This window comes from Pseudomonas sp. NFR02 (assembly GCF_900119375.1).
GTDB classification, from domain to species: domain Bacteria; phylum Pseudomonadota; class Gammaproteobacteria; order Pseudomonadales; family Pseudomonadaceae; genus Aquipseudomonas; species Aquipseudomonas paracarnis.
Genome location: NZ_FPJJ01000007.1, coordinates 339362 through 365626, shown reverse-complemented (window position 1 = coordinate 365626; position 26265 = coordinate 339362). Strand labels below are relative to the sequence as shown.

General features: G+C 59.7%; 24 protein-coding genes. 15 read left to right on the top strand and 9 right to left on the bottom strand.

Translation table 11 applies throughout. The features are described from left to right. Window positions 1–18 precede the first annotated feature (18 nt). From BT199_RS21585 to BT199_RS21575, 3 genes are all read right to left on the bottom strand, one after another. Window positions 19–837, bottom strand: coding sequence for a phosphoglycolate phosphatase (locus tag BT199_RS21585; protein WP_044269436.1), 819 nt, complete (start codon window positions 835–837; stop codon window positions 19–21). Next, window positions 834–1508 (bottom strand): ribulose-phosphate 3-epimerase, encoded by a 675-nt coding sequence (rpe, locus tag BT199_RS21580; RefSeq protein WP_003194703.1) that lies wholly within the window; start codon window positions 1506–1508, stop codon window positions 834–836. Before rpe ends, BT199_RS21585 begins: the two co-directional genes overlap by 4 nt. Before the next feature lie 84 nt (window positions 1509–1592). Further along, complete coding sequence (locus BT199_RS21575) at window positions 1593–2741, bottom strand: iron-containing alcohol dehydrogenase (RefSeq protein WP_014720173.1); 1149 nt, start codon at window positions 2739–2741, stop codon at window positions 1593–1595. Between the two features lie 213 nt (window positions 2742–2954). Here BT199_RS21575 and BT199_RS21570 point away from each other — a divergent pair, with 213 nt between their 5' ends. After that, a complete protein-coding gene (locus tag BT199_RS21570; RefSeq protein WP_019817794.1) occupies window positions 2955–3929 on the top strand; it encodes an alpha/beta hydrolase family protein in 975 nt (324 codons plus the stop codon). Window positions 3930–4005: 76 nt separating this feature from the next. Here BT199_RS21570 and BT199_RS21565 read toward each other — a convergent pair whose 3' ends face one another. From BT199_RS21565 to BT199_RS21555, 3 genes are read right to left on the bottom strand one after another with little or no spacing between them, the layout of a single operon-like run. Continuing rightward, window positions 4006–4773 (bottom strand): TerB family tellurite resistance protein, encoded by a 768-nt coding sequence (locus tag BT199_RS21565; RefSeq protein WP_014720175.1) that lies wholly within the window; start codon window positions 4771–4773, stop codon window positions 4006–4008. A 1-nt stretch (window position 4774) separates the two neighbouring features. Then, window positions 4775–5449, bottom strand: a complete 675-nt coding sequence (gene murU, locus BT199_RS21560; RefSeq protein ID WP_014720176.1) for an N-acetylmuramate alpha-1-phosphate uridylyltransferase MurU — start codon at window positions 5447–5449, stop codon at window positions 4775–4777. Continuing rightward, window positions 5446–6471, bottom strand: a complete 1026-nt coding sequence (locus tag BT199_RS21555) for an aminoglycoside phosphotransferase family protein (protein WP_072435436.1) — start codon at window positions 6469–6471, stop codon at window positions 5446–5448. Before BT199_RS21555 ends, murU begins: the two co-directional genes overlap by 4 nt. A 130-nt stretch (window positions 6472–6601) precedes the next feature. On the opposite strand from BT199_RS21555, the gene BT199_RS21550 reads away from it, so the two are divergent. The 11 genes from BT199_RS21550 to BT199_RS21500 all read left to right on the top strand — a co-directional run bounded on the left by BT199_RS21550 (window position 6602) and on the right by BT199_RS21500 (window position 20745). Then, window positions 6602–9376 carry an LPS-assembly protein LptD gene (locus BT199_RS21550; protein WP_072435435.1) on the top strand — a complete coding sequence of 925 codons (2775 nt, stop codon included), beginning with the start codon at window positions 6602–6604 and terminating at the stop codon, window positions 9374–9376. Beyond that, complete coding sequence (locus BT199_RS21545; RefSeq protein WP_137271085.1) at window positions 9357–10691, top strand: peptidylprolyl isomerase; 1335 nt, start codon at window positions 9357–9359, stop codon at window positions 10689–10691. The genes BT199_RS21550 and BT199_RS21545 overlap by 20 nt, the downstream gene beginning before the upstream one ends. Next, window positions 10688–11677 (top strand): 4-hydroxythreonine-4-phosphate dehydrogenase PdxA, encoded by a 990-nt coding sequence (gene pdxA / locus BT199_RS21540; RefSeq protein ID WP_003194722.1) that lies wholly within the window; start codon window positions 10688–10690, stop codon window positions 11675–11677. Before BT199_RS21545 ends, pdxA begins: the two co-directional genes overlap by 4 nt. Beyond that, on the top strand, window positions 11674–12486 hold the full coding sequence (gene rsmA / locus BT199_RS21535) for a 16S rRNA (adenine(1518)-N(6)/adenine(1519)-N(6))-dimethyltransferase RsmA (protein ID WP_072435434.1): 813 nt from the start codon (window positions 11674–11676) through the stop codon (window positions 12484–12486). Before pdxA ends, rsmA begins: the two co-directional genes overlap by 4 nt. A gap of 237 nt (window positions 12487–12723) precedes the next feature. Beyond that, on the top strand, window positions 12724–13104 hold the full coding sequence (apaG, locus tag BT199_RS21530) for a Co2+/Mg2+ efflux protein ApaG (protein WP_003194726.1): 381 nt from the start codon (window positions 12724–12726) through the stop codon (window positions 13102–13104). Beyond that, window positions 13104–13955 carry a symmetrical bis(5'-nucleosyl)-tetraphosphatase gene (locus BT199_RS21525; RefSeq protein ID WP_014720182.1) on the top strand — a complete coding sequence of 284 codons (852 nt, stop codon included), beginning with the start codon at window positions 13104–13106 and terminating at the stop codon, window positions 13953–13955. Before apaG ends, BT199_RS21525 begins: the two co-directional genes overlap by 1 nt. Window positions 13956–13964: 9 nt before the next feature. After that, window positions 13965–14294: a thiosulfate sulfurtransferase GlpE gene (gene glpE, locus BT199_RS21520; RefSeq protein ID WP_014720183.1), complete on the top strand. Its 330-nt coding sequence runs from the start codon at window positions 13965–13967 to the stop codon at window positions 14292–14294. A 285-nt stretch (window positions 14295–14579) separates the two neighbouring features. Next, window positions 14580–16502, top strand: coding sequence for a PrkA family serine protein kinase (locus BT199_RS21515; RefSeq protein WP_003194732.1), 1923 nt, complete (start codon window positions 14580–14582; stop codon window positions 16500–16502). Between the two features lie 113 nt (window positions 16503–16615). Further along, on the top strand, window positions 16616–17887 hold the full coding sequence (locus BT199_RS21510; protein WP_003194735.1) for a YeaH/YhbH family protein: 1272 nt from the start codon (window positions 16616–16618) through the stop codon (window positions 17885–17887). Continuing rightward, complete coding sequence (locus tag BT199_RS21505; protein ID WP_003194736.1) at window positions 17884–19449, top strand: SpoVR family protein; 1566 nt, start codon at window positions 17884–17886, stop codon at window positions 19447–19449. Before BT199_RS21510 ends, BT199_RS21505 begins: the two co-directional genes overlap by 4 nt. Window positions 19450–19512: 63 nt before the next feature. Continuing rightward, on the top strand, window positions 19513–20745 hold the full coding sequence (locus BT199_RS21500) for a multifunctional CCA addition/repair protein (RefSeq protein WP_072435433.1): 1233 nt from the start codon (window positions 19513–19515) through the stop codon (window positions 20743–20745). A gap of 72 nt (window positions 20746–20817) precedes the next feature. Here the strand turns inward: BT199_RS21500 and folK are convergent, their stop codons facing one another. Together folK and folB are read right to left on the bottom strand one after the other, a co-directional pair. Beyond that, window positions 20818–21336, bottom strand: coding sequence for a 2-amino-4-hydroxy-6-hydroxymethyldihydropteridine diphosphokinase (gene folK / locus BT199_RS21495; RefSeq protein ID WP_014720185.1), 519 nt, complete (start codon window positions 21334–21336; stop codon window positions 20818–20820). Further along, complete coding sequence (folB, locus tag BT199_RS21490) at window positions 21327–21680, bottom strand: dihydroneopterin aldolase (protein WP_032895029.1); 354 nt, start codon at window positions 21678–21680, stop codon at window positions 21327–21329. The genes folK and folB overlap by 10 nt, the downstream gene beginning before the upstream one ends. A gap of 74 nt (window positions 21681–21754) precedes the next feature. Between folB and plsY the strand changes: the two genes are divergently transcribed. Continuing rightward, window positions 21755–22324, top strand: coding sequence for a glycerol-3-phosphate 1-O-acyltransferase PlsY (gene plsY / locus BT199_RS21485; protein ID WP_014720187.1), 570 nt, complete (start codon window positions 21755–21757; stop codon window positions 22322–22324). Between the two features lie 31 nt (window positions 22325–22355). Here plsY and tsaD read toward each other — a convergent pair whose 3' ends face one another. Then, window positions 22356–23381, bottom strand: coding sequence for a tRNA (adenosine(37)-N6)-threonylcarbamoyltransferase complex transferase subunit TsaD (tsaD, locus tag BT199_RS21480; RefSeq protein WP_003194748.1), 1026 nt, complete (start codon window positions 23379–23381; stop codon window positions 22356–22358). Between the two features lie 203 nt (window positions 23382–23584). On the opposite strand from tsaD, the gene rpsU reads away from it, so the two are divergent. Both rpsU and dnaG read left to right on the top strand, forming a co-directional pair. Next, complete coding sequence (gene rpsU, locus BT199_RS21475; RefSeq protein WP_002551877.1) at window positions 23585–23800, top strand: 30S ribosomal protein S21; 216 nt, start codon at window positions 23585–23587, stop codon at window positions 23798–23800. Window positions 23801–24242: 442 nt separating this feature from the next. Next, window positions 24243–26213 (top strand): DNA primase, encoded by a 1971-nt coding sequence (dnaG, locus tag BT199_RS21470; protein ID WP_014720188.1) that lies wholly within the window; start codon window positions 24243–24245, stop codon window positions 26211–26213. The last annotated feature ends 52 nt before the right edge of the window (window positions 26214–26265 follow it).

Genomic DNA, 26265 nt, shown 5'->3' with positions numbered 1-26265 from the left:
ACACGCGGCCAGGATCAGTCAGGCGCGCCAACGCCAGCGGGCCAGGGCCTTGATGACTTTCATCCAGAGTTTGCGAGTGACCACCACGATGGAATTTCCAGAAGGGGACGAATCAATGTCGGGCAACGTTATCTCAGCGCCCGCGCCCAAGCAACCGGGGATTAGCAGTCGCAGGTCATCAATGACCAGCGCGGGGGACTCCTCCGCAATCGGCCGGCCATGGTTGTAACCATAACTCAAGGCCACGCACTGCACGCCCGCCGCTTTAGCCGCCAGCACATCACTGCGCGAATCGCCGACAAACAGCGACTGAGACGCCGGAATATTGGCCATTTTCATTACGAAAAACAGGGCCGCAGGGTCTGGTTTTTTCTGCGGCAAAGTATCGCCGCCGATAATCCAGCGGAAATAGCGCCCGATTTTCATCTGGTCCAACAACGGCGCAACGAAGCGCTCCGGCTTGTTGGTGATCAGGGCCATTTCCACGCCCTGCTTGCTCAACCACTTGAGGGTGTCACGCACGCCGGGGTAAACCACGGTCAGTTCGTGGCTGCTTTCGTAAGCGGCATTGAACAACTCCAAGGCATGTTCTGCCTCGACCTCATCCACGCCCGTGGCATCGATGTCGTTGGCCAGGGCCCGACGCACCAACATCGGCGCGCCATTGCCGACCCACTCGCGCACCGACTCGATGCCTGCCGGCTTGCGCCCCAGCTTGAGCAGCATCTGGTCCACCGCGGCCGCCAGGTCGGGCACCGAGTCGATCAAGGTACCGTCCAGATCGAACATCACCAGCCGTGGCAATTTGCCGGGGAACAACTGCTCAAAACCGCTCATGGACGCGCCAGCGCCAGTTCGGCACGCATCTTGTCGATGACGGCCTGGTAGTCCGGGGCGTTGAAGATCGCCGAGCCGGCCACGAAGGTATCGGCACCCGCTGCAGCGATCTCACGGATATTGTTGACGTTGACCCCGCCGTCGATCTCCAGGCGAATGTCACGCCCCGACGCATCGATCAGCGCACGGGCCTCACGCAGCTTGTTCAAGGTGCCAGGGATGAACTTCTGCCCGCCGAAGCCTGGGTTGACGCTCATCAGCAAGACCATGTCGACCTTGTCCATCACGTACTCAAGCACGCTCAGCGGAGTGGCCGGGTTGAATACCAGGCCCGCCTTGCAGCCGCCTTCGCGGATCAGTTGCAAAGTGCGGTCAACGTGCAACGTAGCTTCCGGGTGGAAGGTGATGTAAGTCGCACCCGCCTCGATGAAGTCACCGACGATACGGTCCACCGGGCTGACCATCAGGTGCGCATCAATCGGCGCGGTGATGCCGTACTTGCGCAACGCGGCGCACACCATCGGGCCGATGGTCAGGTTGGGTACGTAGTGGTTGTCCATGACATCGAAGTGCACGAAGTCGGCACCGGCGGCCAACACCTTGTCCACTTCCTCACCCAGGCGGGCGAAGTCGGCAGAGAGAATCGATGGAGCAATGACGAAGGGCTGCATGACGCACCTTTTTTGAGCTAAATCACGATGGCGCGCATTGTATACCTCATGCTTTGCTGCGCGCACCGTGACCTATCTCAACGGTTAGTAAGCTGCCCGGTAGATTTTTTCGATATCGGCGGCGCTGAGCTTGCGCGGGTTGTTACGCATCAAGCGTTCAATGCCTGCAGCTTCGCTGGCCATGGCCGGGATGGCGTCCTCGGGCACGCCGAAACTGCGCAGGCCGGACGGGATCTCCACTGCCGCACATAACCGCGTCATCGCCTCTACAGCCTGGTCGGCAGCGTCATTCACACTCAGCCCGGCGATATTGACGCCCATGGCCTGGGCGATGTCCTGCATGCGCTCGACGCAGGCCAATTTGTTCCAGTGCATGACATACGGCAGCAACAGCGCATTACTGACGCCATGGGCAATATTGAAGCGCCCACCCAACGGGTACGCCAGCGCATGCACGGCACCGACGCCCGCGTTGCCAAAGGCCATGCCGGCCATCAGGCTGGCGGTGGCCATGTCGTCACGGGCCTGCAGGTTGGCCGGGTTGGCGTAAGCCTTGGGCAACGCGCTGGCAATCAATCTGATCGCACCGATGGCCAGGGCGTCGGTAATCGGCGAGGCATGCAGCGACAGGTAGGACTCGATGGCATGCACCAAGGCGTCCACGCCACTGGCGGCCGTGACACCTCGCGGGCAGGTCAAGGTCATTTGCGGGCTGATCAGCGCGACATCCGGCAGCAAGTAATCGCTGACGATGCCTTTTTTCAGCTGTGCAGCCTTGTCGGACAGTATCGCCACATTGGTCACCTCCGAGCCGGTACCGGCCGTGGTGGGGATGGCGATCAACGGCGGGCCTTTGCGCGGCACCTGATCGACGCCAAACAAGTCCGCCAGCGCGCCGTGATAACCGGCATAGGCCGCCACGCTCTTGGCGATGTCGATGGCACTGCCGCCGCCCACACCGATCAGGCCGTCATGCCCCCCTTCGCGGTACGCACGCATGCAGTCTTCGACGATGGCAATTTCCGGATCGGGCAGCACGCGGTCGAAGATTTCGTAGGCTCGATCACCCAGATGCTCCAAGGCCAGCGCCACGGTACCGGACTGGACCAGCGCGGCGTCAGTGACGATCAGTGGGTTATCCACATCCAGGCGCGTGAGTTCGGCAGCCAGTTGTTCGATGGCACCTGCACCGGTCAGCAGTTTGTGGGCGATCTTGAATGAGGAAGTACTCATGTGCGCGGCCTCTTATGAATGATGGGCTGGCACAAGAATAGCTGCCCCTGGCGTGTTGTCTGCCATTCATTGGTTGAATGGCCGCGCCGCGACCATCAAGACAGCTAACAAACCGCCGATAGCCTGTCGGTAGCGAGAACCGCGCCTCATACCCCTGACAAATACCGACCAACCCATTAGGCTGCTGGAATCACTTCTGGCCGGGAATCAACGATGCTTTTTCTTCACCGTTCGGCACTGCCAGCATTGTGCCTGTCACTGCTGTTTACCAGCGTCTTGCCTGTTCAGGCCGAGGATGCACCCTCGCCTGCCGTCGAAAAACCGGCTGAACGCCAGGCCTTGCCCGAGCGTAGCCAGCAAGAAGCCAGTGCGCTCGAACGGCAGGTGCCGCAGCAGGAGCAACAGCAATTGCAAGCTGGTAGCGATTCGTTCCTGGCGCTATGGAAACCCGCCAACAGCGCCGAAGCCGAGGGTGTGGTGATTCTCATACCAGGTGCCGGGGAGAACGCGGACTGGCCGCAGGCCATCGCGCCTCTGCGGCGCAAGTTACCGGACGCCGCCTGGGGCACCCTCAGCCTGTCATTGCCTGACGTCAGTGTGGACACCCTGCCGCCACGACTCATCGAACCGCCGAAAGCGGCGGTCGATACCAGCAGCAAGGAAGGCAGCACCGCTGCCAAGCCGGTCGAACAGGCCGCCAGTGCCGAGGCCGAAGGCACTGACCCGGCGGTGGTGCCGGGGGCGGATGAGCAGGACAAGACCGACGCCAAGCGCATCTTCGACCGTATCGACGCCGCCGTCGCCTTCGCCCAGACCCAAAGCGCCCGCAGTGTGGTGTTGCTCGGCCATGGCACCGGGGCCTGGTGGGCGGCACGCTACCTCAGCGAGAAACAACCCTCCCAGGTGCAGAGGTTGGTGATGGTGGCCGGCAAGACGCCTGCGGCTCGCCAACCGGACCTGCAACAACTGGCGCCGGCCTTGAAGGTGCCCACGGCGGATGTGTTCTATCAAGAGGGCGCCCAGGATCGCAAGAACGCCCTGGAGCGACTCCAGGCAGCCAAGCGCTCGAAGAATGACAGCTATAAGCAGGTGTCGCTCACGGCGTTACCCGGCAATAGCGCGGCGGAGCAAGAGCAGTTGTACCGCAGGGTTCGCGGGTGGCTGAGCCCGCAGGGCAGCGCAGACTGATCACATAGTCGACCATGTCGCACAACGACGTGGCAGGGGCAAGCCCCCTCCCACATGGCGTTGAGTGGCGATAGTCTCAACGAAAATCCCGCCGCTCGCGAATCAGCGCATAGGCGTTATGCAACTCTCGGGTTCGTTCGGTCGCCTCCCGCACTTGCGCGGGGCTGGCACCCGTGCCGGCGATCTTGTCCGGATGGTGACGGCTGAGCAGGCGGCGGTAGGCGCGCTTGATCACCGAAGGCTCAGTGGTTGCCGTCACCCCCAGGATACGCAACGCCTCCTGATAGGCACCGCCACGATTGGCCAATGGCTTGCGCTCCGGCGCGTAATCGGTCGCCAATGCCTGAAGCTGCTGTGGCGTCCAGCCCAACCACTTGCCCCACTGGTCGATCAGGTCGCGCTCGGCAGCATCCGCTCGACCGTCCGCCCACGCCATGCGCCAACAGGCGCGCAGCACGCCTTCCGCCGCATGGGGCTGCGTCTTGAGCACCCGAAGGTAACGGCGAACCCGGTCGCTGCCGGACTTGCCACGGTTGAAGGCGCTGATCGCGCGGCGCTGGGCCGGCTCACTCATGTCCAGTGCGCGCATCTCCTGGCGCGCTTGCTGGATATGCCCATCGACAACCCGGCCATTACTCTTGGCCAGGCGTCCCAGCAGCACAAACAACAGTTCGTCGTTGCGCAAGGCCGGGCGCCCACCCAAGCGTTCACGTAACTGCGCCCAGCTGTGCAGTTGCAGACGGCGATCCAGCGCCTGCCCCAGCAATGCCCCCAACAGAGCCCCCGGGATACTGGCAATGGCAAAGCCAGCCCCGGCGCCGATCAGCGTCCCTGGCCACAACATCCTACTGCCCCGCTGTCAGCAAGGTTTCGACCTGCGCCAATCGCTCAAGCGTCCCTACATCCACCCAGCGTCCTGCCATGTGCTCCCCCGTTACCAAACCTTTGGCCATGGCCTCGCGCAACAGCGGGGCCAGCTTGAAGGCACCGGCGCTGCAACCCGCGAACAATTTAGGGTCGAGCACTGAAATGCCACTGAAGGTCAGGTTATCGGCACCGGGCGCGGCATCATGAAGCACACCGTGATCCAGGTAGAAATCCCCGCCCGAGGGGTGGTGTGCTGGGTTGTCGACCATCACCAAGTGCGCCAGGCCCCGGATCGGCTGCTTGAGCTGGATGAAATCATAGTCAGTCCAGATATCGCCATTGACCACCAGAAACGGTTCGTCGCCCAGCAGCGGCAACGCCTGGAATATCCCGCCCCCCGTTTCCAGCGGTTCACCCTCCGGGGAGTAGCGGATGCGCAGACCGAACTGGGCACCGTCGCCCAGGTAGCTTTCGATCTGCTCGCCGAGCCAGGCGTGGTTGATCACGATCTCGGTAAAGCCGGCTTTCGCCAAGGCTTCAAGGTGATACTCGATCAGCCGCTTGCCGCCGGCTTGCACCAGCGGCTTGGGCGTATGCAGGGTGAGCGGACGCATGCGCTCGCCCTTGCCCGCCGCCAGGATCATCGCCTTCATACGCTGGCCTCGGCAGGTTCGCGCAGGCTGGCGAGTAACTCGCCCAGGTCACTCAACTCGGGTCGGTCGGCCAGCACCGCTTCTATATAAGCAAAGAAACGCGGCACGTCGGCCAGGTAGCGTGGTTTGCCGTCGCGGTGGCAGATACGCGAAAAGATGCCGATAACCTTGAGGTGACGCTGCACGCCCATCAGGTCGCTGGCACGCAGGAACTCCTCAAAGTCGTCCTGTACTGGAATCCCCAACTGTCCGGCACGCTGCCAATAGCCACGCTGCCATTCGCGCACGCGGGCCTGGGGCCAGCTGAGGAAGGCGTCCTTGAACAGGCAGGTAATGTCGTAGGTCACCGGGCCGTAGACCGCGTCCTGGAAATCCAGCACGCCAGGGCTCGGCTCACTGATCATCAGGTTGCGCGGCATGTAGTCGCGGTGCACCAGCACCTTGGGCTGGGCCAGGGCGCTGTCGATCAACTGCTGGCTGGCACGTTGCCAGAGGGCTTGTTGCTCAGGGTCGAGGTCGATGCCCAAGTGACGGCGCACATACCATTCCGGGAACAGTTCCAGCTCGCGACGCAATAAAGCCACGTCATAGCTGGGCAACGGTGCATCCATCGGCAATTGCTGGAAAGCCAGCAGCGCGTCGATGGCATCGGCAAATAATTGGTCGGCATTTTCACCGTCAATCACGTCCAGATAGGTTTTTGTGCCTAGGTCATTGAGCAAAAGAAAGCCACGGGGCAAATCTTCTGCATAAATTTTTGGCACATTTATTCCCGATTTCGCGAGCAAATGCGCAATATCGACGAAAGGTTTGCAGTTTTCCTGGGGGGGTGGCGCGTCCATGACGACGAACGTATGGGCACCGCCCTCCCATCGGAAGTAACGCCTGAAACTCGCGTCGCTGCTGGCCGCGGTCAATGTGGCCGGGGGCACGGGGCCCCAGTCCTGAGCGTTGAAGAGGATCGGCAACTGCTCATCCAGCCAGACTTCCAGCTGTTGTAAACGTAGATCTTGCTCGGGCATTACAAGGGTCTCCGACGGCGCTAGCCGTCAAGCGGGGCATGCTTTATTATCACGCATCTTTTTCAGACCATCGAGAGGCGTGCGGCCCAAACCGCGGGCAGATGGCACGCAGGAAGCCCGGACTAATAAGATGGCATTGAAATCCCCCGCGTTTCGTAGAAAATTTCCGTTGCTGGTAACCGGCAGTCTGCTGGCCTTGCAACCTTTCGCCACCTCATTCGTGGTCGCCGCGGAACAGTATGACTGCTCAGTCTCTGCTTCGGGTGCCTGGGATTGCGCGCCGAAGACCGCCGCCGCCCCATTGCCACCGCGCCCGGTGCATGACGGTGCTGCCGTCAGCTCGGCCAACAGCACGCCGCAAGGCAAAGCTGGCGGCAGCGTCGACGCCGAACCCAAGACCATGCTGGTCACCGAAGCCAAGGGCCGTGGCCTGCGTTCGCGCAGTGCCGACTACAGCCACCTTGACTGGGTACCTCGCGACAAGCTGACCGCAGCACAGCTGGCCGAAACCGGCCCTTACTGCGGCGGCGCCTACATCGAGCCGACTCGTCCTGGCATGAACGACAAGACGAACAAGAGCGATGCGCCGACCTTCATCGGCGCCAAGGCCTCGCGTTACGAGCAGGAGCAGCAGGTCGCTACCCTGGCCGGTGACGTGGTCATGCGCCAGGGCAGCATGCAGCTGGAATCGGACGAAGCCAGCCTGTACCAGGCGGAGAACCGTGGCGAACTGAATGGCAAGGTGCGCCTGCGCGACAACGGCGCCCTGATCGTGGGTGACCATGCCCAGGTCCAGCTCGACACCGGTGCCGCCCAGATCGACAACGCCGAATACGTGATGCACAAGTCACGCATCCGCGGTAACGCGCTGTACGCCAAGCGTGCAGAAAACGCGATCATCCGTCTCAAGGACGGTACGTACACCACCTGCGAGCCGGACAGCAACGCCTGGCAGCTCAAGGGCAACAACATCACGTTGAACCCGGCCACCGGTTTCGGTACGGCGACCAACGCGACGTTGCGGGTCAAGAACATCCCGATCCTGTACACCCCGTACATCTACTTCCCGATCGATGACCGTCGTCAATCCGGCTTCCTGCCGCCGAGCTTCAGCACCGGCAGCGAGACTGGCTTTACATTGGTAACGCCGTACTACTTCAACCTGGCACCGAACTACGATGCCACGTTGTACCCGCAGTACATGACCAAGCGCGGCTTGTTGATGGAGGGCGAATTCCGCTATCTGACCAAGTCGAGTGAAGGGCAGTTTGGTGGGGCGTATCTCAACGACGATAACGATGAGCGCAAGAACCAGACCGATTACGAAAAGACCCGCTATATGCTCAATTGGCAGCATAAAGGTGGGTTGGATTCACGTCTGACGTCACAGGTGGATTACACCCGGATCAGCGATCCTTACTACTTCCAGGATTTGAAGTCGTATGAGGAAGGGGTTGAGAGCCAGGACTTCCTGAATCAGCAAGGTTCCCTGACGTACCGGGGCGACTCATATCAGGCTCGCCTGAATCTCCAGGCATACCAGTTAGCGACGATTTCTCAGATCACACCGTATGATCGGTTGCCGCAGCTCACTCTCAACGGTCAATTGCCATTCCATCCGGGTGGCTTGAACTTTAGTTATGAGACTGAAGCCGTCCGCTTTGATCGTGACTTGGAAAATGGCACCTTTACCGACGAGAACGGTGCAGTGACACCTCGTTTGGATACCAATGTCAGAGGGCTCACCCGCGCAAACGGCACTCGTTTAAACCTTGCTCCAGCGGTTGAATACCCGATGAACTGGACTTACGGTTTTATTACGCCGAAGCTCAAGTACGTCTATACAAAGTATGACTTGGACCTTGATACGATCGGTAAAAACTCACTGGCTGCCGGAGATAAATTCAAAAGCTCCCAAGACCGTGCGGTACCTATCGCCAGCGTAGACAGCGGCCTGTACTTCGACCGTAAAACCAATTGGTTCGGCAAAGACTTTAACCAGACCCTCGAACCGCGGGCGTACTACCTCTACGTACCGAACAAAGACCAGAGTGATATTCCGGTCTTCGATACCAGCGAATACTCGTTCAGCTACTCCTCGCTGTTCCGCGACAACCGCTTCAGCGGCTCCGACCGGATCGGTGACGAGAACAAACTATCCCTGGGCGTAACCAGCCGTTGGATCGAAGAAAACGGCTTTGAACGCCAACGTGTTTCCGTCGGCCAAGCGCTGTACTTCAAGGATCGCGAGGTTCAACTGCCGGGTGTACTGGCCGCTGATCGTGACGACGCTCGCACAGACGTCTCGCCTATCGCTCTGGAATATGAGTTCCGCTTCAACCGCGACTGGCGCGCCACGGCTGACTACAACTGGGACACTGAGAGCCATGCCCCACGTTCCGGCAGCGCAATGTTCCACTACCAGCCGGAAGACAACCCGAACAAGGTCGTCAACCTCGGTTATCGCTATCGCAACGACCAAGTGGTCTACAACCAGTTGACCGGTAAATGGCAGTTCGGTGGCGACTACGGCCAACCAGGCGATCCGAACTTCGTGAAGGATTACTACAAAATCCAGCAACACGACTTCTCGATGATGTGGCCGATCATTCCGCAGTGGAATTTGATCACCCGCTGGCAGTATGACTATGCCCGCAACCGTACCCTGGAAGCCTTCGGTGGTTTCGAGTACGACAACTGCTGCTGGAAACTGCGCGTCATCAACCGTTACTGGGTTTCCAACGACGAATATACCCAGATCGCCCCCCTTAACGAAAAGGGTGACCACGGGCTCTTCTTCCAGATCGTCCTTAAAGGACTCGGCGGCCTGACCGGCGCCAAGGTAGAGAGCTTCCTCGACAAAGGCATTCAAGGTTATCGTGAACGTGAAGACAAAGCTTTCTGAGTGTTTGCGCCCGCTAGTGCTGGGCGCGCTGTTCCTGGGTACTGTTTCGGCACACGCCGCGGTTCAACAGCTGGATAAAGTAGCGGCCATCGTCGACAACGACGTGATCATGCAGAGCCAGCTGGACCAACGGGTCAAGGAAGTTCAGCAAACCATCGCCAAGCGTGGCGGTGGTGTGCCACCGAGCAGCGTCCTGGAACCCCAGGTGCTGGAGCGTCTGATCGTCGAGAACCTGCAATTGCAGATTGGCGACCGTTCTGGCATCCGTATTTCAGACGAAGAATTGAACCAGGCCGTTGGCACCATCGCTCAGCGTAACAACATGAGCATTGATCAGTTCCGCGCCGCCCTGGCTCGCGATGGTTTGTCCTACGAGGACGCCCGTGACCAGATCAAGCGCGAAATGATCATCAGCCGTGTGCGCCAGCGCCGTGTGGCCGAGCGGGTTCAGGTGTCCGAGCAGGAAGTGAAGAACTTCCTGGCCTCGGACCTGGGCAAGATGCAGCTCTCCGAAGAGTTGCACTTGGCCAATATCCTGATCCCAACCCCGGACGGAGCCAACTCTGAGCAGCTTAATGCCGCCGCCGCTAAAACCCAGGCGATCTATGAGCGCCTGAAAGCGGGTGCAGATTTTGCCCAGATGGCCATTGCTCAGTCCGGCAGCGACAACGCCCTCGAAGGCGGTGACATGGGCTGGCGTAAAGCCGCTCAATTGCCACCTCCGTTTGATCGCGAATTGAGCGCCATGGAAGTCGGTGGCATTACCCAGCCAGCGCGCACCCCGGGTGGCTTCATCATCCTGAAGCTGCTGGAACGTCGCGGCGGCGAGACTTCGCTGAAAGACGAAGTCCATGTTCGTCACATCCTGGTCAAACCGAGCGAAATCCGCACCGAGGCACAAACCAAGGAACTGGCCCAGAAGATCTACGACCGCATTGAAAGCGGTGAAGACTTCGCCACCCTGGCTAAAAGCTTCTCGGAAGACCCAGGTTCTGCCCTTAACGGCGGCGATCTGAACTGGATCGACCCGAAAGCTCTGGTGCCTGAGTTCCAGCAGGTTATGGCCGAGACACCGCAAGGCGTATTGTCCAAGCCGTTCAAGACTCAGTACGGCTGGCATGTGCTGGAAGTGCTTGGCCGTCGCGCCACGGACAACACCACCCAGGCCCGCGAGCAGCAAGCCCTGAGCGTACTGCGTAACCGCAAATACGACGAAGAGCTGCAAACCTGGCTGCGTCAGATCCGTGACGAAGCGTATGTAGAGAACAAGCTGCCAGGCGCCGAGCAAACAGGCACCGACCAGGCACCCCAGTGAAACCCCAGCGTTTCGCGGTGACACCCGGCGAGCCAGCCGGCATTGGTCCAGACCTGTGCCTGCTGCTCGCCTCGCAACCCCAGCCACACCCCCTGATTGCCATTACCAGCCGCGACCTGCTCCTTGAGCGGGCCGCGCAACTGGGTGTGGCCGTCAACCTGCTGGACGTGGCGCCGGGCAACTGGCCCGACCTGCCGGCCCCCGCCGGCAGCCTGTATGTGTGGGACACCCCGCTGCAAGCCAAAGTGGTTGCAGGGCAGTTGAATACGGCCAACGCGGCATTTGTGCTGGAGACGTTGACCCGTGCGGGCCAAGGCTGCATCGACGGCGACTTCGCCGGCATGATTACCGCACCGGTGCACAAAGGTGTGATCAACGAATCCGGTATCGCCTTTTCCGGCCATACCGAATTCCTCGCGGAACTGACCCATACCGCTCAAGTGGTGATGATGCTCGCCACCCGCGGCCTGCGTGTGGCGCTGGTGACCACCCACTTGCCGCTGCGTGAAATCGCCGATGCCATCACTGCCGAGCGTGTGGAGCGTGTCACGCGCATACTGCACAGCGACCTGCAACACAAATTCGGCATTGCCCAACCGCGTATCCTGGTCTGTGGGCTTAACCCCCACGCCGGTGAAGGCGGCCACTTGGGCCATGAAGAAATCGACATCATTGAACCGACATTAGAGCGCCTGCGCCAAGAAGGCATGGACCTACGCGGCCCATTGCCTGCAGACACTCTGTTCACCCCCAAATATCTGGAGCACTGCGATGCAGTGCTGGCGATGTACCACGACCAGGGGCTGCCCGTGCTGAAGTACAAAGGCTTCGGCGCCGCAGTCAACGTGACACTGGGCCTGCCGATCATCCGCACCTCCGTCGACCATGGCACCGCCCTGGACCTCGCAGGCAGCGGCAAGATCGATACCGGCAGCCTGCACGTGGCCTTGGAAACCGCCTATCAGATGGCCGAGACCCGTATATGACTGAGCATTACCAACACCGGGCGCGCAAGCGCTTCGGGCAGAACTTCCTGCATGACGCTGGCGTGATCGATCGCATCCTGCGCTCCATCCATGCCAAGCCCGAAGACCGCCTGCTGGAAATCGGCCCAGGCCAGGGCGCGCTGACCCAGGGCCTGCTGGCCAGCGGCGGGCAACTGGACGTCGTGGAACTGGACAAGGACCTGATCCCGATCCTCAACCAGCAGTTCGCCGGCAAAGCCAACTTCAACCTGCACCAGGGCGACGCGCTGAAGTTCGACTTCAACAGCCTTGGCGCTGCGCCCAACAGCCTGCGGGTGGTGGGTAACCTGCCGTACAACATCTCCACGCCGTTGATTTTCCACCTGCTGAACAACGCCGGGATCATCCGCGACATGCACTTCATGCTGCAAAAGGAAGTGGTGGAGCGCCTGGCCGCAGGCCCTGGCGGTGGTGACTGGGGCCGCTTGTCGATCATGGTCCAGTATCACTGCCGCGTAGAGCACCTGTTCAACGTCGGCCCGGGCGCGTTCAACCCGCCACCGAAGGTCGATTCAGCCATCGTGCGCCTGGTGCCGCATGCCGTACTGCCGCACCCGGCCAAGGATCACAAACTGCTGGAACGTGTGGTACGCGAAGCGTTCAACCAACGCCGCAAGACCTTGCGTAACACACTCAAAGCCCTGCTGAGCAATGCTGAAATCGAAGCCGCCGGCGTCGACGGCGGCCTGCGCCCCGAGCAACTGGACCTGGCCGCGTTCGTGCGCCTGGCTGACCAGCTTGCCATCCAGCCAGCGCCAACAGCGCAATAGGGTTCAACACCCTCCAATGTGGGAGCGGGCTTGCTCGCGAATGCGGTGGATCAGTTATAGATCAGTTGACTGACGCACCGCATTCGCGAGCAAGCCCGCTCCCACAGGTTTAACCGCGTTACGTTGATAGAGTCGTTTCATCAAGTTCAAGAGCCCAGACAGCATGTCTGGCCTAGTGCCCACCTCTTGGCCTAGACTGACCCGCATCTGCTGTCCTTCGCTTTTAAGGCCTCTTGCATGTCCGATCCTCGCTATCAGATAGACGTCAGCGTCGTCACCCGCTTCCTGGCGGACCAATCGCAACCCGAACATAACCGCTTCGCCTTTGCCTACACCATTACAGTGAAGAACAACGGGCTGGTGCCGGCCAAGCTGCTGTCGCGCCACTGGGTCATCACCGATGGCGACGGCCAGGTCGAGGAAGTGCGCGGGGCAGGCGTTGTCGGCCAGCAACCGTTGATCGACAGCGGCGCCAGCCACACTTATAGCAGCGGCACGGTAATGACCTCCAAGGTCGGCACCATGCAAGGCTCGTATCAAATGAAGGCCACCGACGGCCAACTGTTCGATGCAATCATCAAGCCCTTCCGCCTGGCCGTACCAGGAGCCCTGCACTGATGGCAACGTACGCGGTCGGCGACCTGCAAGGCTGCCTGGACCCTCTCAAGCGCCTGCTGGAGCGCGTAGCCTTCGACCCGGCAAATGATCGCTTGTGGTTGGTGGGAGACTTGGTTAACCGGGGCCCACAGTCCCTGGAAACCCTGCGCTACCTCTATGGCCTGCGTGATTCCTTGGTATGCGTGCTGGGCAACCATGACCTGCATCTGCTTGCGGCCGGCAACAATATCGAGCGCCTCAAAAAAGGCGACACCCTGCGGGAAATTCTCGAAGCCCCAGACCGCGCTCAACTGCTCGACTGGCTGCGCCGGCAAAAACTCATGCACTACGACGAGGATCGCAACATGGCCTTGGTGCATGCCGGTATCCCGCCGCAGTGGACGCTGAAAAAAGCCCTCAAGTGCGCCGCCGAAGTTGAAAGTGCATTGGCTGATGACAACCTGTACACCGCTTACCTCGACGGCATGTACGGCAACGACCCAGTGAAGTGGGACAACGACCTCACCGGCGTGGCCCGCCTGCGAGTCATCACCAACTACTTCACGCGGATGCGCTTCTGCACGGCCGAAGGCAAACTGGACCTCAAGAGCAAGGAAGGCGCCGACACCGCCCTGCCCGGCTACAAGCCCTGGTTCGCCTACAAGGAACGCAAGACCCGAGACACAAAGATCATCTTTGGCCACTGGGCCGCGCTGGAAGGCAAGTGCGATGAACCCGGCGTGTTCGCCCTCGACACCGGTTGCGTGTGGGGCGGTGCCATGACCCTGATGAACATCGACACGGGCAAGCGCCTCGACTGCCAGTGCGAATCGCCCCTTTCCATTACCCTGCCGGCCACCGCCAAGCAATAGGAGCCCGCCATGACCGAATTCAAACGTATCCCTCCCCAAGAAGCACAGACCCTGCGCGAGCAAGGTGCCGTAGTCGTCGACATCCGCGACCAGCCTACTTATGCCGCCGCTCACATCACCGGCGCCCAGCACTTGGACAACGTCAACATCGCCGACTTCATCCGCGCCGCCGACCTCGATGCACCGCTGATCGTCGCCTGCTACCACGGCAATTCCAGCCAGAGTGCAGCCGCGTATCTGATCAGCCAGGGTTTCTCTGACGTCTACAGCCTGGACGGCGGGTTTGAGCTGTGGCGTACGACCTATCCCGCGGAAATTTCCTCGGGCGATTCGCAATAATTTTTTTCACACCCCGCTACCCCGCGTGACGCTTGGGCTTGCGCCGTTTCTGACGAACGGCGCGGCTAAACTAATTGCGCATCGCGCCTTGACCTCCCGGATTCCGAACTATCCTTAAGCGCAGGCCATCCGAATCAGGGGAGAGCCGGTACACCGGCGTACGGGTCATCGGTAGCGTTTCAGGGTGTTCTGGGGGGAAAACAGCCATTGGCGTGCGTCAATGACTGCCAGCATCGACTGATTGATCCGGCGTCGGCTCCACGTATCGAGCGAGGTGACGACGTCATGAGTATCTTTAGCCACTTCCAACAACGCTTCGCGTCCACACAGCAGGAAGAACTCACGCTTCAGGAGTATCTCGAGCTGTGCAAACAGGACCGCAGCACCTACGCTTCTGCCGCCGAACGCTTGCTATTGGCGATTGGCGAGCCAGAACTGGTGGAAACCGCCAATAATTCGCGCCTGTCGCGGATATTTTCCAACAAGGTGATCCGCCGCTATCCGGCCTTTGAAGACTTCCATGGGATGGAAGAATGCATCGACCAGATCGTTTCCTACTTCCGCCATGCCGCCCAAGGCCTGGAAGAGAAGAAGCAGATCCTCTATTTGCTCGGCCCGGTCGGCGGCGGCAAATCGTCCCTGGCGGAAAAGCTCAAGCAATTGATCGAGAAGGTGCCCTTCTATGCGATCAAGGGCTCGCCCGTCTTCGAGTCGCCCCTGGGCCTGTTCAACGCCACGGAAGATGGCGCGATCCTCGAGGAAGACTTCGGTATCCCGCGGCGCTACCTCAACACCATCATGTCGCCCTGGGCCACCAAGCGCCTGGCCGAGTTCGGCGGTGATATCAGCCAGTTCCGGGTGGTGAAACTCTACCCGTCGATCCTCAACCAGATCGGCGTGGCCAAGACCGAACCCGGCGATGAAAACAATCAGGACATTTCGGCACTGGTGGGCAAGGTCGATATCCGCAAACTGGAAGAGTTTCCGCAGAACGATGCCGATGCCTACAGCTATTCGGGCGCATTGTGCCGGGCCAACCAGGGCCTGATGGAGTTCGTGGAGATGTTCAAGGCACCGATCAAGGTGCTGCACCCACTGCTCACCGCTACCCAGGAAGGTAACTACAACAGTACCGAAGGCCTGGGGGCGATTCCATTTACCGGGATCTTGCTGGCTCACTCCAACGAATCGGAATGGCATACCTTCCGCAATAACAAGAACAACGAAGCCTTCATCGACCGGATCTATATCGTCAAGGTGCCGTACTGCCTGCGGGTCAGTGACGAAATCAAGATTTACGACAAACTGCTGTTCAACAGCTCCCTGGCCAAGGCCCATTGCGCCCCCGACACCCTGAAAATGCTTGCCCAGTTCACCGTACTGTCGCGCCTCAAGGAGCCGGAGAACTCCAATATCTATTCGAAGATGCGCGTCTACGACGGCGAAAACCTCAAGGACACCGATCCCAAGGCTAAGTCGATCCAGGAATACCGTGATACAGCCGGTGTGGACGAGGGCATGAACGGTCTGTCGACGCGCTTTGCGTTCAAGATCTTGTCCAAGGTCTTCAACTTCGATCCCCACGAGATTGCCGCCAACCCGGTGCACTTGCTCTATGTGCTGGAACAACAGATTGAACAGGAGCAATTCCAGGCGGAAACTCGTGAGCGCTACCTGCGCTTCCTCAAGGAATACCTGGCGCCGCGCTACATCGAGTTCATCGGCAAGGAAATCCAGACCGCTTACCTGGAGTCCTACAGCGAATACGGCCAGAACATTTTCGACCGCTACGTCCTGTACGCCGATTTCTGGATCCAGGATCAGGAATACCGCGACCCGGAAACCGGCGAAATCCTCAATCGCGTGGCCCTCAACGAAGAATTGGAAAAAATCGAGAAACCCGCCGGCATCAGCAATCCGAAGGACTTCCGCAACGAAATCGTCAATTTCGTACTGCGCGCCCGTGCCAACAACAACGGCAAGAACCCCACTTGGCTCAGCTACGAGAAGCTGCGGGTGGTCATCGAGAAGAAAATGTTCTCCAACACCGAGGACCTGCTGCCCGTCATCAGCTTCAACGCCAAGGCCAGCAAGGAGGATCAGCAAAAACACAACGACTTCGTCACACGCATGGTCGAGCGAGGCTACACCGACAAACAGGTACGACTGCTCTCCGAGTGGTACCTGCGGGTTCGCAAATCGCAGTAAGGCAGCGGCAAGCGCGCACTGCCAGGCATCCGGCCTGGCAGTTGACCGCTTGTCTCTAAGCTTCCAGCCCGCGGCTTGAAGCTTGTAACGTGAAGCTGCCCGGAGGGCTCCCCATGAGCTATGTGATCGACCGACGCCTCAATGGCAAGAACAAGAGCACGGTAAACCGCCAGCGTTTCCTGCGGCGTTACCGTGACCACATCAAAAAGGCGGTAGAAGAGGCCGTCAGCCGCCGTTCCATCACCGACATGGAGCATGGCGAACAAATCAGCATTCCCGGACGGGACATCGACGAACCGGTACTTCACCATGGCCGCGGCGGCAAACAGACCGTGGTGCACCCGGGTAACAAGGAATTCACCACTGGCGAACATATCCAGCGCCCACAAGGCGGTGGCGGCGGCAAAGGCCCGGGCAAAGCCGGCAACTCTGGCGAAGGCATGGATGAATTCGTATTCCAGATCACTCAGGAAGAATTCCTCGAATTCATGTTCGAAGACCTCGAACTGCCCAACCTCGTCAAACGCAACCTGACCGGCACCGATACCTTCAAGACCGTACGTGCAGGGATCAGCAACGAGGGCAACCCGTCGCGCATCAACATCATCCGCACCCTGCGTTCAGCCCACGCACGGCGTATCGCCCTGTCCGGCAGTAGCCGTGCCAAACTCAAGCAGGCCAAGGAAGAGTTGGCACGCTTGAAGCGCGAAGAACCGGATAACTTCGGCGATATCCAGGAAATCGAGGCGGAAATCGAAAAACTCAGCGCGCGCATCCACCGCGTGCCGTTCCTCGATACCTTTGACTTGAAATACAACCTGCTGGTCAAGCAACCCAACCCCAGCTCCAAGGCGGTGATGTTCTGCCTGATGGACGTTTCCGGCTCCATGACCCAGGCCACCAAGGACATCGCCAAGCGCTTCTTTATCCTGCTGTACCTGTTCCTGAAACGGAACTACGACAAGATTGACGTAGTGTTCATCCGCCATCACACCAGCGCGCGAGAGGTGGACGAAGAGGAGTTTTTCTACTCGCGGGAAACTGGCGGCACCATTGTTTCCAGCGCACTGAAGCTGATGCAGGAGATCATGGCCGAGCGCTACCCCGCCAACGAGTGGAACATCTACGCCGCCCAAGCCTCTGACGGCGACAACTGGAACGACGACTCGCCGATCTGCCGGGACATTTTGATCAACCAGATCATGCCGTTCGTGCAGTACTACACTTACGTCGAAATCACCCCCCGTGAGCACCAGGCCCTGTGGTTCGAATACGAGCGCATCGGCGAAGCCTTTGCCGACACGTTCGCCCAGCAGCAACTGGTCTCGGCCGGCGATATCTACCCGGTCTTCCGTGAACTCTTCCAGCGCAGGTTAGTGACATGACCGCCAAAAAAGAGAACAAGCGCCAACCCATTTCCACCGGTTCCGAGTGGACCTTCGAACTGATCCAGGCCTATGACCGGGAAATCAGCCGTATCGCGGCGGGTTATGCCTTGGACACCTATCCCAATCAGATAGAAGTCATCACCGCTGAACAGATGATGGATGCCTATGCCTCGGTGGGCATGCCCCTGGGCTATCACCATTGGTCCTACGGGAAACACTTTCTCAGTACCGAGAAGTCCTACACACGCGGCCAGATGGGCCTGGCCTACGAGATCGTGATCAACTCCGACCCGTGCATCGCGTACCTGATGGAAGAAAACACCATCTGCATGCAGGCGCTGGTAGTGGCCCATGCCTGCTATGGGCATAACAGTTTCTTCAAGGGCAACTACCTGTTTCGCACCTGGACCGATGCCAGTTCGATCATTGATTACCTGGTGTTCGCCAAGCAATACATCATGCAGTGCGAGGAGCGCCACGGTATCGATGCGGTGGAAGACCTGTTGGACTCCTGCCACGCGCTGATGAATTATGGGGTCGATCGCTATAAGCGTCCCTATCCTATTTCCGCCGAAGAGGAACGCCTGCGCCAGAAGGAGCGCGAGGAGCACCTGCAGAAACAGATCAACGACCTGTGGCGCACCATCCCCAAGCGCGCCGACAAGAACAGCGACAAGGACAATGCCCGCTTCCCCGCCGAACCGCAGGAAAACATCCTGTATTTCCTCGAAAAGCACGCACCGCTGCTGGAGCCCTGGCAGCGCGAAATCGTGCGTATCGTGCGCAAGATCGCGCAATATTTTTATCCCCAGCGCCAAACCCAAGTAATGAACGAAGGCTGGGCAACCTTCTGGCATTACACCCTGATGAACGACCTGTACGACGAAGGCCTGGTCACTGACGGCTTCATGATGGAGTTCCTCACGTCCCATACGAGCGTGGTCTTCCAGCCAGGCTTCGACAGCCCGTACTACAACGGCATCAACCCCTATGCACTGGGTTTTGCCATGTACCGCGATATCCGCCGCATGTGCGAGCACCCCACGGAGGAAGACCGCCGCTGGTTCCCGGAAATCGCCGGCAGCGACTGGCTATCGACCATCAAGTTCGCCATGAGCAGCTTCAAGGATGAGAGTTTCATCCTGCAGTACCTGTCGCCCCAGGTGATCCGCGACCTCAAGCTGTTCAGTATCCTGGACGACGACCTCAAGGACGACCTGGTCGTACCTGCCATCCACGACGAACCCGGCTACCGCATCATTCGCGAAACCCTGGCCGCGCAATACAACCTGGGTAACCGCGAGCCTAACGTGCAGATCTACAGCATCGATGTGCGTGGCGACCGTTCGCTGACCTTGCGTCACCAGCAGCACGACCGCAAACCCTTGGGCGAATCCACTGAGGAAGTGCTCAAGCACCTGCATCGGCTCTGGGGTTTTGATATTCATTTGGAAACCCTGCAGGGCGACCAAGTGATGAAGACCCACCATGTACCACCGCGCAGCGATCATAACGACAACGACTATGGCCGCCTGGACATGGCCGTCGTGCATCTCTGAAACAGCAAAGCCTCCATTGGCCAGGCTCAGGCGTTATCCTGTGCCGCTAATGGAGGCTTTTTCATGAAAATCTACAAAGTCGGCGGCGCCGTGCGTGATCGCCTTCTGGGCATCGAGGTCACCGATATAGACCGCGTCGTCGTTGGCGCGACGGCTGAAGAGATGCTCGCCAAGGGTTATAAACCGGTGGGCGCCGATTTTCCGGTGTTTCTCGATCCGAAAAACGGTGACGAATACGCCCTCGCTCGCACCGAACGCAAGAATGGCCGGGGTTACGGTGGCTTTATATTCCATGCGAGCCCCGACGTTACGCTGGAAGAAGACCTGATCCGGCGTGACCTGACCATCAATGCCATGGCGGAGGATGACGAGGGTAACCTGACTGATCCTTATCAGGGACAACGTGATCTTGAAGCGCGTCTTTTACGGCATGTTTCTCCCGCGTTCGCCGAAGATCCCCTCCGCGTACTACGCGTTGCGCGTTTCGCCGCGCGCTATGCGCCTCTCGGCTTCACAGTCGCCCCTGAGACCCTCGAATTAATGCACCAACTCAGTGAGTCCGGCGAGTTGGAGGCCCTTACCCCCGAGCGCAGTTGGAAGGAAATCTCGCGGGCGCTGATGGAAGATCAACCCCAGGTATTTATCCAAGTACTGCGTGACTGCGACGCACTGAAAACCTTGATGCCGGAGGTGGATGCGCTGTTCGGCGTGCCGCAGCCCGCAGCTCACCACCCGGAAATAGACACCGGCTTGCATACCTTGAGCGTGCTGCAGCAAGCAGCCCTGCACAAGCAACCGCTGAGCGTGCGCTGGGCCTGCCTGCTGCACGACCTGGGCAAAGGCCTGACGCCTGTGGATAAGTTGCCGCAGCACATTGCCCACGAACATCGCGGCTTGAAGCTGATCAAAGCGGTGAACGAGCGTTTCAAGGTGCCGAGGGATTGCCAGGAGTTGGCCTTGCTGGTGGGGCAATATCATACTCACGGGCATCGCGCGCTTGAACTCAAGGCCTCGACATTGCTGGAGTTGCTGCAAAGCTTCGACGTGTACCGTCGGCCGCAACGCTTTGAAGAGTTCGTGGCGGCCTGCGAAATGGACGCTCGTGGCCGCGAGGGTTTTGAGCAACGCAGTTATCCACAGGCCGATTATTTGCGCGGAGCGGCAAAGGTGGCACGCGAAGTGCCGGTCGCGCCGCTGCTAGAAAAGGGTTTCAAAGGCCCCGAACTGGGCGAGGCGCTCAAGCGCGAACGGCTCAAGGCGCTTAAAGCCTACAAAGAACAGCAAAAGCCCTTGTAGGAGCGAGCTTGCTCGCGAAGAACCTCAACGATGACGCAGCGCCCTCAGGTTTTTCGCGAGCACGCTCGGCTCCTACAAAAGAGCTTGTGGCGTGAGTGGCTGACCCTGCCACTCGAACGCCACAGGCGCCAATACCTGATCAATTTGCGCGTCTCGCCACAACTCGGCCATTGTCTTGCCCGCCTCCGGGTGCAGACGCTCCGGCGCCATCATCGACAGCGGCCACAACACAAAGGCGTTTTTCAGAATTTCGGCTCGCGGCAAGATCAAGCCATCGAAATTGCCCACCCAATCGCCATACAACAACACATCGATATCCAGCGGCAGGCCTTTGCGGTCGGGCGCGTAGCGGCCGTTGTCGGCCTCGATGGATTTCAACCGGCGATCGAGTTCCATCAACGGCAGGTCGGTATAAGCCGACACCACCAGATTGAAAAACGGCCCACTTTTGATCCCCACCGGCTGGCTTTCGAACACCGCCGAACAGCGCATATCCGTCAAGAAGCCCGCCAACGCATCCAAGCCGGCGCATAGACGAGCCTCGCGGTCGATATTGCTGCCAAGCCCGAGGTAAACCTGAGTCAACGACATCCGCGCTCGATCTCCACGCCCACGCCCTTGGCAGCCGGTACCGCGCCGGGCTTGGTCAACTTGAGGTGCAGCCAGGGAATCTGGAACTCACTCATCAGCACTTCGGCCAAACGCTCGGCAAAGGTTTCCACCAGTTGGTACTGGGACTGCTCGGCAAAGGCCTGGATACGCGCAGACACCCTGGCGTAATCCAGTGCCAGGGTCAGGTCGTCACCTGCCGCAGCTGGGCGATTATCCCAGGCGAAGCTCAGGTCCAGGCGCAGGCATTGCCGGATTCCGCGCTCCCAGTCGTAAGCCCCGATCACGGTGTCGACTTCCAGGCCTTCGATAAACACTCTGTCCAAGCACTTTTCTCCGCAGCACGACAAGGGCGCGATGCCCCGTTAGAATCAGGGCGTCCTCGCCCGGAATAGTTAGCATGTTTTGGTCACTGGCGATTTTCGCCTACCTGCTCGGCTCGCTGTCCTTCGCCATTTTGCTCAGCCGCTTGACGGGAAATCCCGATCCGCGAATGAGTGGCTCAGGCAATGCCGGCGCCACCAATATGTTGCGCCTGGCCGGCAAGAAACTCGCCGTCCTGACCTTGCTGGGCGACGTCTGCAAGGGCCTGCTGCCCGTGCTCATCGCCAGCCTCGTCGGCCTTAGCTTGCAACAGCAAGCCTGGGTGGGCCTGTGTGCCGTCCTGGGCCACCTGTTCCCGTTGTACTTCCGCTTTCGCGGCGGCAAGGGCGTCGCCACGGCGGCCGGCATGCTGCTGGGCATTTACCCCCCTGCGGCGTTACTGGCCATGCTCGCCTGGCTGCTGACGTTCTACCTGACCCGCACCAGCTCGCTGGCCGCGCTGATTGCCACGCCGCTGACCCTGCCGCTGCTGGCCTGGCAGGAACCAGAAGCGCTGCTACCGATGAGCGTGCTGACACTGCTGATCGTCTGGCGCCACCGCGGCAATCTACGCGACCTGTTTGCCGGGCGCGAACGGCATTTTTAAATACCCCGCCTGGACCCGGTGCCCTTGAACCTTACAACGGCGGCAATTGCTCCATCGGCCAGCGCGCCTGCACGCTGATCGCCAGACTTTCGTGCTGCCCGGCCTGCAAGCGCTGGCAACCGGCGTAGGCAATCATCGCGCCGTTGTCAGTGCAGAACTCAGGGCGTGCGTAAAACACGTTGCCATTCATGTCGCCGAGCATTTTTTCCAGGGAACTGCGCAACGCCTTGTTGGCGCTGACGCCGCCTGCGATCACCAGCCGCTTCATGCCCGCCTGTTTCAGGGCGCGCTTGCACTTGATGGTCAAAGTCTCCACCACAGCCTGCTGGAACGCCAGCGCGATGTCGCAACGGGCTTGCTGGCCGTCGTCCCCGGCGCTGACGCTCTGCTGCCAGGTGTTCAAGGCAGAGGTTTTCAAACCGCTGAAACTGAACATCAAGCCAGGACGATCACACATCGGCCGCGGGAAGGTGTAGCGACCGGCAACGCCGTTCTCGGCAAGACGGGCGATTTCCGGCCCCCCCGGATAATTAAGCCCCATCATCTTCGCGGTTTTGTCGAACGCTTCACCGGCGGCATCGTCCAGCGACTCGCCCAACAGTGTGTATTGACCGATCCCATCCACCTGAACCAGCTGCGTATGCCCGCCCGAAACCAACAAAGCGACGAACGGGAACTCCGGCGGTGTTTTTTCCAGCATGGGCGCCAATAAGTGGCCTTCCATATGGTGCACACCAAGAGCAGGAATACCCCAGGCAAAGGCCAGCGCCTGGGCGCAAGAGGCCCCAACCAGCAGGGCTCCGACCAATCCGGGCCCTGCCGTATAGGCAATGGCATCGATCTCGGTTGCCACACAACCGGCCTCATCCAGCACCTGGCGGATCAATGGCAGCATGCGCTTGACGTGATCGCGGCTGGCAAGCTCCGGCACCACGCCGCCATAGGCGCGATGCAGGTCGATCTGACTGAACAGTGCATCGGCCAAAAGCCCGCGTTCACTGTCGTATAGTGCGACTCCGGTTTCGTCGCAGGAGGTTTCAAGTCCCAGTACTAGCATGGGTTTGCGCCTTGTAGAGGCTGAATTCGAAGGCGCGCATAATAGTCGCCACTCCCCCTCCCGACTAGCGGTTTTCGATCAGAGGCTTTGCATTCCGGGCAATGAGGGGTTAACATCCGCAACCCTTAAAAACCGACGACCTCAGCCGCGAATTTTTTGCGACGAGAACGTTGATTCCCGGTAATGAAAGAAGGTAGCTCTGGATGCCAGCCGTCAAAGTAAAAGAGAACGAACCCTTCGACGTAGCTCTGCGTCGTTTCAAGCGCTCCTGCGAAAAAGCCGGTGTTCTGGCTGAAGTTCGTAGCCGCGAATTTTATGAGAAGCCAACTTCTGAGCGTAAGCGCAAAGCAGCAGCCGCTGTTAAGCGTCACGCTAAGAAAGTTCAGCGCGAACAGCGCCGCGCCGTTCGTCTGTACTAATACACAGACGTTCGTAGCAAGCTTCTGCCAAGCCCGGCCCTCAGCCGGGCTGTTGGCATTTGCGGATATCGCTTGATGCTTCACCGTCGACGCCGCACACGCGACCGAGACACTGCTTCACACGTCAGGGCTGGCTCTTTTGCCAGCGGTGCACGTCTCTTCTGACGAGCCTAACAAGGCTACTGACGAGCACACCTATTCTTCAAACAGACGATCAACCGTGTCGGCTGTGCCCATCGATGCGTTTCCGAGGCTGCCATTGGCCAAGACCGGACGCCCGGGCAACATTTCCATGCCGAAGACTGATCAGAAACTACCCTCAGTGAATATTCGGCAGATACACTTCCTGATGACCCATGCAGACGATGATGATCAAGCCCCCTATACGTGCGCTTGAACACCTCACGGGTCCTCATTTACACGCAGTGATGACGAGAACGCCATGGCCGGGCTGATTCCCCAGAGCTTTATTGACGACCTTCTGAACCGCACCGACATCGTCGATGTTGTCAGCTCACGCGTACAGCTGAAAAAAGCCGGCAAAAACTACACCGCCTGCTGCCCGTTCCATAAAGAAAAAACCCCATCCTTCAGCGTCAGCCCCGACAAGCAGTTCTATTACTGCTTCGGTTGCGGGGCGGGCGGGAATGCCCTGGGTTTCCTGATGGACCACGACAACCTGGACTTCCCCCAGGCTGTCGAGGACTTGGCTAAAGCCGCAGGAATGGAAGTGCCACGCGAAGAAAGTGGCCGCCCGCACAAACCCCGGCAACCCACCGATTCGCCGCTGTACCCGCTGCTTACCGCTGCCGCCGATTTTTACCGCCAGGCACTCAAGAGCCATCCGCAGCGCAAGGCCGCTGTCGACTACCTCAAAGGCCGTGGCCTCACCGGCGAAATCGCTCGGGACTTCGGTCTCGGCTTCGCTCCGCCGGGCTGGGACAATCTGTATAAACACCTTAGCAGCGACACCCTCCAGCAAAAGGCCATGATCGACGCCGGCCTGCTGGTGGAAAACGCCGAGACCGGCAAGCGCTATGACCGCTTCCGCGACCGCGTGATGTTCCCGATCCGCGACAGCCGTGGCCGCATCATCGCCTTTGGCGGCCGCGTGCTTGGTGATGACAAACCCAAGTACCTGAACTCCCCGGAGACCCCGGTGTTTCACAAAGGCCAGGAACTCTACGGCCTGTTCGAAGCGCGCAAGAACAACCGCAACCTCGACGAAATCATCGTGGTTGAGGGTTATATGGACGTGATCGCCCTGGCCCAACAAGGCCTGCGCAACGCGGTCGCGACCCTCGGCACCGCCACCAGCGAAGAACATCTGAAGCGCCTGTTCCGTGTCGTGCCCAGCGTACTGTTTTGCTTCGACGGCGACCAGGCTGGCCGCAACGCCGCCTGGCGCGCGCTCGAAGCCACGCTGTCGAGCCTGCAGGATGGGCGTCGCGCACGCTTCCTGTTCCTGCCCGAAGGCGAAGACCCGGACACGCTGGTGCGCTCGGAAGGTACCGATGCGTTCCGTGCACGCATCAATCAACATGCACAGCCGCTGGCGGATTATTTTTTCCAGCAACTGACCGAAGAAGCCGACCCGCGCTCCCTGGAGGGCAAGGCCCATATGGCCACCCTTGCGGCGCCGCTGATCGACAAAGTCCCCGGCGCCAATTTGCGCACACTGATGCGCCAGCGCCTGCTGGAGATCACCGGTTTGAGCGGTGAAGCCGTCAGCCAGCTGGTGCACAGCGCCCCGCAAGAGGCGCCGCCAGCCTACGACCCCGGCATGGATTACGACGCCATGCCGGACTACGCTGACTTTCACCAACCTCAGGAGGCCTTCGCGCCCCAGCAGGAATGGACGCCAAAGAAGCCCGGCGCAGGTGGCAAGAAGTGGGATAAAAAGCCGTGGAGCAAAAACGGCAAGCGCGGTGATCGCGATGAAGCCTACGCGCCACGCACGCCCGTAGCGGTGGAAGCCCCCACACTGATTGCACTGCGCACACTGATTCACCACCCGCAATTGGCCGGCAAGGTTGAAAGTGCCGACCACTTTGCCAACGAGAGCAATACCTATGCTCAGGTGCTTATTGCACTGATCGAAGCCGTGCAGAAAAACCCTAAGCTAAACTCAATCCAGTTGATGGCTCGCTGGCATGGCACGGAACAGGGCCGTTTATTGCGGGCACTGGCGGAAAAGGAGTGGCTAATTGACGGCGACAACCTTGAACAACAGTTTTTAGACACCATTAATAGGTTATCCGCGGGTCAACACACTCAGACCCTCGACGAACTTATCAAGAGAGCAAGGCAGCCGGGATTATCGGCTGAAGAGCAAATTCAGATAGCAAAACAGATGCGCGACCTCTTAAAACAGAATGTTTACGCATCAAACCCGACCTCAGCTGGCGTGTGAGGTCATAGCTCGGGTATAATCCTCGGCTTGTTTTTTGCCCGCCAAGACCTTC

What these genes read in the sequence shown, in the direction of transcription:
- BT199_RS21505 (WP_003194736.1), top strand. Translation starts at nt 17,884, where the DNA reads ATGACCGCCAAAAAAGAGAACAAGCGCCAACCCATTTCCACCGGTTCC.
- BT199_RS21585 (WP_044269436.1), bottom strand. Translation starts at nt 837, where the DNA reads ATGAGCGGTTTTGAGCAGTTGTTCCCCGGCAAATTGCCACGGCTGGTG.
- rpsU (WP_002551877.1), top strand. Translation starts at nt 23,585, where the DNA reads ATGCCAGCCGTCAAAGTAAAAGAGAACGAACCCTTCGACGTAGCTCTG.
- dnaG (WP_014720188.1), top strand. Translation starts at nt 24,243, where the DNA reads ATGGCCGGGCTGATTCCCCAGAGCTTTATTGACGACCTTCTGAACCGC.
- rsmA (WP_072435434.1), top strand. Translation starts at nt 11,674, where the DNA reads ATGACTGAGCATTACCAACACCGGGCGCGCAAGCGCTTCGGGCAGAAC.
- BT199_RS21550 (WP_072435435.1), top strand. Translation starts at nt 6,602, where the DNA reads ATGGCATTGAAATCCCCCGCGTTTCGTAGAAAATTTCCGTTGCTGGTA.
- apaG (WP_003194726.1), top strand. Translation starts at nt 12,724, where the DNA reads ATGTCCGATCCTCGCTATCAGATAGACGTCAGCGTCGTCACCCGCTTC.
- BT199_RS21555 (WP_072435436.1), bottom strand. Translation starts at nt 6,471, where the DNA reads ATGCCCGAGCAAGATCTACGTTTACAACAGCTGGAAGTCTGGCTGGAT.
- tsaD (WP_003194748.1), bottom strand. Translation starts at nt 23,381, where the DNA reads ATGCTAGTACTGGGACTTGAAACCTCCTGCGACGAAACCGGAGTCGCA.
- folK (WP_014720185.1), bottom strand. Translation starts at nt 21,336, where the DNA reads ATGTCGTTGACTCAGGTTTACCTCGGGCTTGGCAGCAATATCGACCGC.
- BT199_RS21515 (WP_003194732.1), top strand. Translation starts at nt 14,580, where the DNA reads ATGAGTATCTTTAGCCACTTCCAACAACGCTTCGCGTCCACACAGCAG.
- BT199_RS21565 (WP_014720175.1), bottom strand. Translation starts at nt 4,773, where the DNA reads ATGTTGTGGCCAGGGACGCTGATCGGCGCCGGGGCTGGCTTTGCCATT.
- BT199_RS21570 (WP_019817794.1), top strand. Translation starts at nt 2,955, where the DNA reads ATGCTTTTTCTTCACCGTTCGGCACTGCCAGCATTGTGCCTGTCACTG.
- BT199_RS21510 (WP_003194735.1), top strand. Translation starts at nt 16,616, where the DNA reads ATGAGCTATGTGATCGACCGACGCCTCAATGGCAAGAACAAGAGCACG.
- BT199_RS21525 (WP_014720182.1), top strand. Translation starts at nt 13,104, where the DNA reads ATGGCAACGTACGCGGTCGGCGACCTGCAAGGCTGCCTGGACCCTCTC.
- murU (WP_014720176.1), bottom strand. Translation starts at nt 5,449, where the DNA reads ATGAAGGCGATGATCCTGGCGGCGGGCAAGGGCGAGCGCATGCGTCCG.
- BT199_RS21575 (WP_014720173.1), bottom strand. Translation starts at nt 2,741, where the DNA reads ATGAGTACTTCCTCATTCAAGATCGCCCACAAACTGCTGACCGGTGCA.
- plsY (WP_014720187.1), top strand. Translation starts at nt 21,755, where the DNA reads ATGTTTTGGTCACTGGCGATTTTCGCCTACCTGCTCGGCTCGCTGTCC.
- rpe (WP_003194703.1), bottom strand. Translation starts at nt 1,508, where the DNA reads ATGCAGCCCTTCGTCATTGCTCCATCGATTCTCTCTGCCGACTTCGCC.
- BT199_RS21500 (WP_072435433.1), top strand. Translation starts at nt 19,513, where the DNA reads ATGAAAATCTACAAAGTCGGCGGCGCCGTGCGTGATCGCCTTCTGGGC.
- glpE (WP_014720183.1), top strand. Translation starts at nt 13,965, where the DNA reads ATGACCGAATTCAAACGTATCCCTCCCCAAGAAGCACAGACCCTGCGC.